The 10,907-nt window shown below is 42.3% G+C and carries 5 protein-coding genes; all 5 read left to right on the top strand.

The features are described from left to right. Positions 1–36: 36 nt before the first annotated feature. Positions 37–1,407 carry a TlpA family protein disulfide reductase gene (locus tag C7460_RS12575; protein ID WP_170147997.1) on the top strand — a complete coding sequence of 457 codons (1,371 nt, stop codon included), beginning with the start codon at positions 37–39 and terminating at the stop codon, positions 1,405–1,407. Positions 1,408–1,529: 122 nt separating this feature from the next. Then, complete coding sequence (locus C7460_RS12570; protein WP_115868462.1) at positions 1,530–2,582, top strand: sugar phosphate isomerase/epimerase family protein; 1,053 nt, start codon at positions 1,530–1,532, stop codon at positions 2,580–2,582. 442 nt (positions 2,583–3,024) lie between these two features. After that, entirely contained in the window at positions 3,025–7,416 is a 4,392-nt protein-coding gene (locus C7460_RS12565; RefSeq protein ID WP_221409515.1) for a T9SS type A sorting domain-containing protein, read from the top strand. 433 nt (positions 7,417–7,849) lie between these two features. After that, positions 7,850–8,992, top strand: a complete 1,143-nt coding sequence (locus C7460_RS12560) for a glycoside hydrolase family 26 protein (RefSeq protein WP_115868460.1) — start codon at positions 7,850–7,852, stop codon at positions 8,990–8,992. Between the two features lie 8 nt (positions 8,993–9,000). Next, positions 9,001–10,881, top strand: coding sequence for a sialate O-acetylesterase (locus C7460_RS12555; protein ID WP_115868459.1), 1,881 nt, complete (start codon positions 9,001–9,003; stop codon positions 10,879–10,881). The last annotated feature ends 26 nt before the right edge of the window (positions 10,882–10,907 follow it).

Below are 10,907 nucleotides of genomic sequence, written 5' to 3'. Positions count from 1 at the left end.
CTATATTTGAGGAATCTGTTTAATGAGTTGTGTGATATGAAAAAATACGTCCTTTTTATCCTGATTTTGACAGCAACTAAAGCCTGGTCTCAACCAGCGAATGTGGCCTTCGAAATACAAGGTTTAAATGCGGATACCGTATATGTCGGATATCATTTTGGTAGTCAGAAATACTTAATGGATACTTTGGCTGTAAAAGATGATGCATTTGTGCTTGAAGTAGAAAAGGTAAAAAAGGGTTTGTACTTCGTTTACAGGCCCGACTATTATTTGGAGTTTATACTTCACTTAGGTGACTACCGGTTGAGTACTTCTAGAGCAGGAGGGACAAGGGAAATGGAAGTTCAGAATTCAAAAGAAAATTCGTTGTTTCAGCAGTTTCAGAAAACAATGATTGGGCTTCAAAGTGAGCAGCGATCCTTGTCAGAAAAGCTACAGGAAGCCTCAGGAGAAGATTCCTTGCAAATCAGGCGTAGCCTCCAGCAGTTGGCGACAGATCAGGAGGAGTTTCGTCAAGGGCTAATTTCCGATAATCCAGAGACCTTTCTTGCCAGTTTTGTTGGATTGATGGATGAAGTAGCAGTACCTAAAATGGATGAAATTAGTGATGAAAAGGAGCGTCAAAAAAGACGCTATAACTATTACAAAGAGCATTATTTTGATAATGTGGATCTAAGTGATCCAGCTCTTCTGAGAACTCCTCTGCTGCACAATAAAGTCATGAAATACTTCAACGATGTACTTGTGCAACATCCGGATACCCTTATTCAAGGCGTTGATTTTTTGTTTAATCAAGTGAATAATGAACCGGAATTGTTTCGGTATTGGTTGGTCACATTATTTAAGAAATACGCCGAAGCTAAAATAATGGGACTTGATAAGGTGATGATCCACCTGATAGAACACTATTACCTTACACCACAAGTGGACTGGATCTCCGAAGAATACGAAAAGACCCTTCGCGAAGAAGTAGCCTATATCAAGCACAATGTGATAGGTAATGAAGCGCCACCACTAAATGTTGTGGATACTTTGATGCAGCCATTTTCCTTAAGGCAAGTGGCTTCCGAATATACCTTACTGTTTATTTACGATCCGGATTGTGGGCATTGCAAAAAGGCCATTAAGAAACTTGAAGAACTTGACACTGAATTTGCAAATCAAGGGGTGGAGGTAGTGGCTGTATGTACCACTACGGATGTAGACAAATGGAAGAACTTTGTAAGTGAGCACAATCCTATGTGGCACCATACGATAGATCCCACGGGTAAAAGCTACTTTCGGGTTTACTACGATGTGCGCAGTACACCAAAAATCTACTTGCTCGATGGTCAGAAGAAAATTATTGCTAAAAAGCTCGACGTAGAGCAGCTTCTGGATTTTGTAAAAAACGCTGAGAAACTTTAAAGGGTGTCAACTTTCCCATTTGTGGGTGTCATTTGTTCATTATTGTTCATAGATAGCTTGAAGAGTTGTATATTTCTGCTGGAGGCCACGCCTTCACATTTTTTTAGATCTAAATACACACTATGAATCACAATCGACGCAAAACACTAAAACACATCGGTATGACGGGTGCCGGTCTGGCTGTATTGGGCAGTTCGGGAATCATGAGCGCGTGCTCTGGCTCCACCAATAAAAATCAGACCACAGAAACTCCGAAGGAGGACGCAACCGCTTCCGCTGGAAGCCTTTTCTTTAGTATTTCTTTGGCTCAGTGGTCACTGAATCGTTCCTTTTTTGGAGCTAGTCGCCAGCTTAGCTGGGCAGAATTCGGCGAGCGGCTACAGTCCGACCCAGACTCTTTACTTCAAGGCGAATTGGACCCCATTAATTTCCCCACAATTGCCAAGAACCAATTTGGCATTGATGCCGTGGAGTATGTCAATACCTTCTATTTCGGTAAAGCAAAAGATGCCAACTTTTGGAAGGAAATGAGGAAGCGATGTGATGATGCGGGTGTGAGTAGCTTGCTCATCATGTGTGATGCCGAGGGTAGCCTTGGGGATTTGGACGAGAAGGCCAGAGTACAAGCTGTAGAAAACCACTACAAATGGGTGGATCACGCCAAAACTTTGGGTTGTCACTCAATAAGAGTAAATGCTGCTGGAAATGGTACCGCAGAGGAAGTAAAAACATCGGCTATTGATGGACTAGGCAGACTCACCGAGTATGGAGCTAAAACCGGGATCAATATCATCGTAGAAAATCATGGGGGGTATTCTTCCAATGGCCAGTGGCTATCAGAAGTCATTCAAGGGGTTGGCAGTGAATACTGCGGCACGCTGCCTGATTTTGGGAATTTCTGTATAGAACGAGGCGAAGATGGCTGTGCCAATGAATATGATCGCTACCAGGGCGTGAAGGAGCTCATGCCATTTGCCAAAGGCGTGAGTGCAAAGTCTCATGGCTTTGATGCCAACGGGGCTGAAATACATACGGATTATGAAAAAATGATGGCTATCGTGAAGGCTGCAGGTTTTACCGGCCATGTGGGTGTCGAATATGAAGGCGATGAGCTGTCTGAAGCAGAAGGTATCCTTGCTACCATAAAGCTCCTCGAACGCGTAGGGGAAATTTGAGAAAAGAACCAACACTTGAAAAGGTCATCAAATCAACATGATGACCTTTTTATGCAATAGAACTTCCCGAAAATACTAAAACTGGAAAAGGCTCCATTTCAGGTTCCTGCTCCCATCATATTGCAATGCCTAATCAAACATCCTGCAATGTCTTTTCTACCCAATGGGAGTACACATGTTTTAGGCCTGCTTACAAAAAAATAACAGGCGCTTACAAAGCACCATGGGACAAAGTGCATTTTTCCATTTTTTATGATTAATTATTGCAGGAATTACCGTTCTGAGTACTTACTCCATTTTTATGATCCTCAACACAAGAATTACATGCCTTGCTGTGTTATTTTTCACTTTTCACTTCGGCATTGCACAAAAGCCTGATAGTCTTTTCACTTTCAACTCAAGCGACTCTACACGCTATCGTTATGAGTATGTCTTTAATGATATGGACCAACTCGAACAGGAGTTAGTTTATTTATTTGATGACGATTCCAAGAGCTACGATTTGTCCTACAGATATTATTACACCTATGATGATTCAGGAAATCAATCATCTCGTGAGCAGCAAAATGTCAGCTATTCTGAATTTTTTGACATGGACATGTTTCGTACTTATCACTATACTAGTAGTGGAAGTGGTTACGATCGTAGAACTTCTCGATATGAAAATGTAGAGGGAAATGTGCTATATAAATGGCAAAGCGACTATGACTATGATAGGGGTAGCTATACTCGGGAGACAGATCGGTTAAACAGATATACCACGACGAATTATTCTGAGGGTACCATTGTAGAGGTTTACTCCAGGGTGGATGACTTTGATTGTACGGATGTATTTAGGTGTGGCAGTGATTATACGAACTATACCAATACGAAAACCACTTCCACTTACAGTGACAATACCATGAGTGACCTTATCCTTCGATTGGTAGCCTATGGTGATGAGAATAATGAAAACTGGAGGGACTCAATACAGACTACCTATACTAGAAGTGCAGATACACTTACTACGGTAATCACCAGATGGACAGGAGTAGAGTGGCTCAATGACGCTAAGACAACTTCAGCTACTTCTGAAGGTAAACAAACCCTAAACGAAAGCTACAACTGGAATAGTGACGAGCTTATTTGGGTGGGAGTGAGTAAATGGACTAGGGAATATGATGCTTCAGGAAACCTTACTGATTACATAACCTATTCCTGGGATGATACCCACAGCACCTGGGTAGCTGCCAATAGTCAGCGAACAGTAAACACTTATAATGATGTAGATAGCCTTGTCGTCAAAGAAAAGTTTGAATGGAACGAAGTGGACATGGAGTGGAGTCCACTTGAAAAGTATGTTTACGACTATGACGAATGGAGCAATGAAACCCTAAATGAGCGCTACACATGGAATGGGAGCGCATATGATCAGCAAAGCGGCAATAAATTCACTTATGCTTATGATGCGAATGACAACATGACGCTCTATGAAAGACAAACTTTTAACTCAAGTAGTGACGCTTATATTCCGTTTGATAAGAAAGTATATCAATACGATTCGGTAAGTCAACAATTACTGTATGAGAGGTATTCCTGGGATACTGATGCTAGTGACTGGTATGTGAAAAACAGAACAAAATCAGCATATGACGAGTCTGGTAATCTGATTCTTCACGAAACCTATTTTTATCATTCAGGATTGGGTAAATTATACGGTAGTGAAAAATGGGAGAAGGTTTTTGATGGTGACTTTCAAACCCTTGAGTTGAACTATACATGGGATAGCTCCACAGACAGTTGGAGTGGTAGTGATGGGTATCAAAGGTCCCTTACCACCAATGAGCAAAAGCTGAATACATCGTTTGAATACTATACCTACAACAGTTCCATACAGGATTTTGTAGGTAGTCAAAAGTATGAAGCCACCTATAACTCCGAAGGCAAAGTACTTACCAAAACAAGTTACGGTTGGGATACGGGTACGGAAAGCTGGTATGTGAATAAAACAGAGAACTACGAGTACTATGATGGAATCAGACATACTTTACAAGAAATTTATTCACGTGCTTCTATAGGTGAAGAACTTTCTGGTCTATCAAAAGTCGTGAATCTATATGATGAGTTAGGAAACAACACTGAAACTATCAATTATGTCTGGGACGATATTATTGGGGACTGGGCCAATACAGGAACAAGATCCAGTCAGGAGTTTAATGAATATAATGTTCAAATTCGCTACAAAGCAGAAGTCTGGAATGAATCTGAAATGAAGTGGGATACCACACAAATAAGGAAGTACGACTATACTTATTTGGAAGATACGTCATTGTACACCGAGCGGATTTACTCCACCTTAGACCTGTCTACAAAACAGTTTGACCCTATCCAAAGAAATGTAAAGGCCTATGATCGGTTTTATAAGGATACCCTCATTTTGAATTATACCTGGAGTACTGATGTCTGGGCGCTTCAGAGTGGGAATAAATACAAATTTAACTATGACAGCTATGGAAACCAGACGGAATATGAAAAGTACTATTATCACTCGGGTACTGAGAGTTTTATCGGGCAGGAAAAATGGGAGAAATTATTTGATAGCAATGGTACAAAGCTTAGGCACTATGTATACCGATGGGACAATGCAGGCAAGGAATGGATATTGGACTATGGATCTGAAACCTATTACGATGATGACGAAGATGGAGTAATTAATCGCGAGGATGTAGCTGTGAATGACCCAAATGCCTGGCATGATTTGGATGGCGTGGATGATCACTACGATCAATGTGAAGGTACGGTTATTCCTGAATTTGAAATTACCGAGGCTAATTATCAATCATATGATTTTACAGAAGTGAGCCAAACGCTATGCGGAGAAGAAACCTTTGATTTTGGGGGTCAAGTTATTGCAGAAGCTGGAAACTACTATGAGTATTTTGTGAGTAGTACGGGATGTGATTCCGTTGTGGTGCTCAGTATTCAAAAAGGGATAATCTATGATGAAACCATCGAAGTTACCCGGTGTGCTAGTGATGTACCATATGCTTTTGGGTCGCTGGCTCTATCAGAATCTGGTAACTACACGCAAACCTTGAGTTCTTCATACGGCTGTGACAGTACGGTGAATCTTACATTTACACTATTGCCAGAGCCACAGCAGACCATAGAGCAAGTGCTTTGTCATGGAGAATCGTTTGATTTTGATGGGCAATCCCTTTCTACGACAGGTGTTTATGAGAAAATATATACTTCTCAGACTGGTTGTGATTCATTGGTTACAGTAAACCTCACAGTAAACGAAGCGGTGATAGCTACGCAAGACCCAATCACATCGTGTGGTAGCGTCTCTATCAATGGAACAACTTATAATGAATCCCAGACTATTACCGATCTATTTCCGGGTGGAGCAGCGAATGGTTGTGATAGCACCAGCATCACAGAGTTAACCATATTATCGCCAGTTGTTGCCACACAACCTGCCATCACAGGTTGTGAAAGTGTAACATACAAAGGAGTTACTTATAATAGCTCACAAACTGTGGAAGAGGTGTTTGCCGGACAAGCAAGCAATGGCTGTGATAGTACGAGCATTACAGAAATCATTGTGTTAGAACCGGTGGTAACCACCCAGAACCCCGTTACTGCTTGTGGGAGTGTTTCTATTAATGGAACTACTTACTATGAGTCGCAGACAGTTACCGATCTTTTTCCGGGTGGTGCAGAGAATGGTTGTGATAGCACTAGCATTACAGAGTTAACCATATTAGCGCCAGTTGTTGCTACACAACCTGCCATCACAGGTTGTGAAAGTGTAACATACAAAGGACTTACCTATAATAGCTCACAAACTGTGGAAGAGGTGTTTGCCGGACAAGCAAGCAATGGCTGTGATAGTACGAGCATTACAGAAATCATTGTGTTAGAACCGGTGGTAAGCACCCAGGACCCCGTTACTGCTTGTGGGAGTGCTTCTATCAATGGAACTACTTACTATGAGTCGCAGACAGTTACCGATCTTTTCCCTGGTGGTGCAGCGAATGGTTGTGATAGCACCAGCATCACAGAGCTGACCATATTAGCGCCAGTTATTGCAAAGCAACCTGCCATCTCAGGTTGTGAAAGTGTAACGTACAAAGGAGTTACTTATAATAGCTCACAAACAGTGGAAGAGGTGTTTGCTGGACAAGCAAGCAATGGTTGTGATAGTACGAGCATTACAGAAATCATTGTGTTAGAACCGGTGGTAAGCACCCAGGACCCCGTTATTGCTTGTGGGAGTATTTCTATAAATGGAACAACTTACTACGAGTCGCAGACAGTTACTGATGTTTTTGCAGGAGGTGCAGCGAATGGTTGTGATAGTACGAGTATCACCGAGGTTGTAATAATAAACGCTACGCCTGAAACAACTCAAACTGATAATCAAATCTCCACAGAAACACTTGCAGACACTTATCAATGGATTGATTGTGCGTCTGATCAAGAAATAGAGGGGGAAATAAGCGCCACCTTCGTTCCACTTGTTTCTGGAAGCTATGCGGTCAGAACAATACTAGATAATTGTTCATTTATTTCTGACTGCATAGATTTCAAAGTTGAAAATGCTGATGTGTTAAACGCTAAAAAGCAGATTAGAATTTCCCCTAATCCAACCAATGATTTCGTGGAAATCAACCTCTTACAATCGGCTAATATCACTATTGTAGATATGAACGGGCGTGTGGTCATTTCATCTCACTCGAACGACTCCAAGCTTATCAAATTGGATCTTTCCGAATTAAGCGAAGGTATTTACTTACTCAATATCCTTAGCGAATCGAAAAGTCAGACACATAAAATAATCAAGAGATAAGATCCGATTTTCTCTAAATCTGATTCGAAAGCCAATTGGAGCACTCCAATTGGCTTTTTATTTATGCAGCACATCTACTCTATCTTGTAGGGCTATTTTACTGTATAGCACGGGAACGAATTTCATCACTACAAGCTTGCTGCTTTTCTATTTGTGGCTTTGAATCAGCACATAGAATGCAGCAAAATTTAATGGTTTTGAATCTTAACTCACAGAGTTTTTTTACAAGGTCACCAAAGGAAAAACACCCTATTGAGAGCCCTTTGGCGGTGTATGATCATTTTATGGGTATCATTTGTCTTTTGATTTCTCCTTCCTCCGTGTAGCTAGTATAATTACTCCATACCAAATTATTTAGGTATCACTTCATTCTTCATAGGTTAAGAGAGTCGGTTATAGCCGACTCTTGTTTTTCGATTCTCAACGCACACAAATGAAACACATCTTTGGTCTATTTGCTCTTACTATTTTAATCCAACAAACACTTGCTCAGACACCTATCGATCTGGATGCAACCCGTGAAACTAAAAGCTTATTACTAAACCTACATCATATAGCTAAAGAGGGATTTATGTTTGGACATCAGGACGATTTGGCATATGGGGTGAAATGGAAAGCAGAGAAGAAGAGATCTGATGTAAAAGAAACTGTGGGTACATACCCAGCTGTAATAGGATGGGACCTGGGTAGTAGGATGGATTTGGATGCGAATCTGGATGATGTCCGATTTCAGAATATGAAGCGGTGGATCAAGCAGAGTTACCGGATGGGGAGTATAACTACCATTTCGTGGCATCTGGATAACCTCTCTACCGGTGGCAATAGCTGGGATAAGACACCCTCTGTAAGCGATTTACTTCCTGGTGGAAGCAAGCACGAGGAGTTTAAGCAGCAACTGAACCTGGTGGCAGCCTGGCTGGATCAATTGCGAGTGGGTTGGTTTAAGCGTATTCCAGTCATTTTCAGACCCTGGCATGAGCATAATGGTGACTGGTTTTGGTGGGGAAAAGGTAATTGCTCGGAAGAAGAGTATATTGAGCTGTATCGCTTCACTGTAGATTATCTGAAAAACGAGAAAGACATCCATCACTTGCTGTATGCATTTTCTCCAGATCGCAGTAGATGGAAAATGGATAGCCTGGCAAAATCGACTTATTTCTATGGCTATCCGGGTGATGAGTACGTGGACATAATAGGTTTGGATAACTATGGCGATGTGGGTAGAATTGGAGGAAGTGACAGCCCAGAGTTGCAGCGAAAATACTTTATAGAAAGTCTGGAATTGATCACTGAGATCGCTCGTGAGCGAGGCAAAGTAGCGGCGCTTTCTGAAACAGGTTTGGAAGGGGTGACCAATGAAAAGTGGTTTACAGATGTGTTGCTTGACCCTATTTTGGCAAACGATATTGCGATAGCCTGGGTGCTGGTGTGGCGCAATGCCAACACCACCCATCACTATGCGCCATACCCGTCTCACCCTTCAGTCGCCGATTTTATTAAATTCGAGGAACACGAAAAGACATTTTTTGAGCGGGATATGAACAATCCGTACAAATCAGGAAAAGCACTCAAATAATCCAACCTATGAAACAACTCCTATTTCTCGTATTTGCATGCATCGCTGCTGTTTCTAATGGGCAAGTGTCGTTGAATCTGCTTTTTCAGGACCATATGGTGTTGCAAAGAGATCATCTAGTACGATTTTGGGGAACCGGAAAGCCTTCAGAAAAGATTAGTTTGAGTGTCGATGGAATAACGGTGAATACTGTCGTTGACAAATCAGGAAAATGGGAAGTATTATACCCGGCACATGGGGCAGGAGGGCCTTACCAAATAGTTATAGAAAGTACAGATTACCGATCAACTATAAAAGATGTCTGGTTTGGCGATGTATGGATTGCTAGTGGACAATCGAATATGGAATGGCCACTCAATGGAAATGTAGATGGCTGGCAAAGCGAAGTTGCCAATTCGAGCTATAATCAGATTCGATTTTTCAAGGTTCCGCATCAAATAGGGTCTTCTCCACAACAATCCTTTAATGGTGGTGAATGGAAAATCGCCAACCCAGAGACCAGTGAGCACTTTTCTGCTGTTGCCTGGTTTTTTGCCAAGAAAAATCATTTAGAGAAAGATGTGCCCGTGGGCATCATAGAAAGCAACTGGGGTGGTACTCCAGCCGAGGCCTGGACCCCCGCTTCAAGGTTGGTAGGCGTGCCAGGCTATGAATTGGCGGCAAAAGAGATTTTAGATCCTAAAGCAAACTGGTCAGATAGTATTCGTGCCAACAATGAGCGAAATGAAACCAAATACCGAAGAATTGGCGATGAACATTCCTTCTTAAAAACAGGTACTCAGCTTCCAGGTTACAACGATTCCAACTGGCAGCAGGTAGCATTGCCTAATCAAGAGGCATTGACAGATTTTGTCTGGTTGCGGAAACATATCAGTCTGGAAAACACCGCCGAATCTTCATTATTTCTCGGAGATGTGACCAAAACTGCGACCTATTTTGTGAATGGCAAACTGGTGGGCCGAGAGTCCTGGCAGGATGACACCCCTGTGTTAAAAATCCCGGAAAATGTGTTGAGAGAAGGGGATAATGTGATAGCTATTCGATGCATCAACGATTGGGACAATAAGGTGTATGTAGGTAAACCAGGAGCCATGTATTTAGAGGTGGGAAGCGAGCGTATGGACCTCTCAGGAGATTGGCTTTTCAGTAATCAGGTGGAGCCACCTATGCCTGTTGTAAAGCGATATAACTGGCTGCCAGGAATGATTTATCATGCAATGATTGCTCCAATAGCTGGCTACACCATAAAAGGTGTCATCTGGTATCAGGGAGAGAGCAATGCCGACAAGCCAGACCAGTACTATGAGCTTTTCAAAACAATGATTGAAAGCTGGCGGATCGCCTGGAGACAAGGAGAGTTTCCATTTTTGTTTGTTCAGTTAGCTAATTTTATGGAAAGGAAACCCGAGCCCTCGGAGAGTCAGTGGGCAGCACTTAGAGAAGCACAAAGTCAGGTGCTACAATTGCCTAAGACTGGCATGGCCGTGGCCTTGGATATAGGGGATGCACTAGATATACATCCACGAAACAAGCGAGATGTGGGAGAGCGACTTTGGCTTGCTGCGCGAAATGTGGCCTTTGGTGAAGCTCTTATCCATAGTGGCCCTACTTACAAAGCCCATACAATGTCGGGCAATAGACTTGTCATTAGCTATGACTATGTAGGGAATGGATTGATTTCCAATGGGCCTGTGAAGGGCTTTGCTTTGGCTGGTGCCGATGGTAAGTATGTTTGGGCTGAAGCCAAAATAAGTGACAATCAGGTAGTAGTATGGAGCGATGAGATCACTACGCCAAAGTATGTGCGCTATGGCTGGGCTGACAACCCGGAGGTTTCGCTTTACAATGCAAACGGACTACCCGCTGTGCCTTTCCAGCAACAACTATGATTTCCATATGTAAGTACCCGAACATG

The sequence above is a fragment of the Marinoscillum furvescens DSM 4134 genome (genome assembly GCF_003386095.1).
GTDB lineage: Bacteria > Bacteroidota > Bacteroidia > Cytophagales > Cyclobacteriaceae > Marinoscillum > Marinoscillum furvescens.
This window is presented reverse-complemented; position numbering and strand designations above follow the sequence as displayed.

Bases quoted from the DNA above. Each gene is read 5' to 3' on its own strand.
- C7460_RS12575 (WP_170147997.1), top strand. From the start codon at position 37: ATGAAAAAATACGTCCTTTTTATCCTGATTTTGACAGCAACTAAAGCC.
- C7460_RS12570 (WP_115868462.1), top strand. From the start codon at position 1,530: ATGAATCACAATCGACGCAAAACACTAAAACACATCGGTATGACGGGT.
- C7460_RS12565 (WP_221409515.1), top strand. From the start codon at position 3,025: ATGGACCAACTCGAACAGGAGTTAGTTTATTTATTTGATGACGATTCC.
- C7460_RS12560 (WP_115868460.1), top strand. From the start codon at position 7,850: ATGAAACACATCTTTGGTCTATTTGCTCTTACTATTTTAATCCAACAA.
- C7460_RS12555 (WP_115868459.1), top strand. From the start codon at position 9,001: ATGAAACAACTCCTATTTCTCGTATTTGCATGCATCGCTGCTGTTTCT.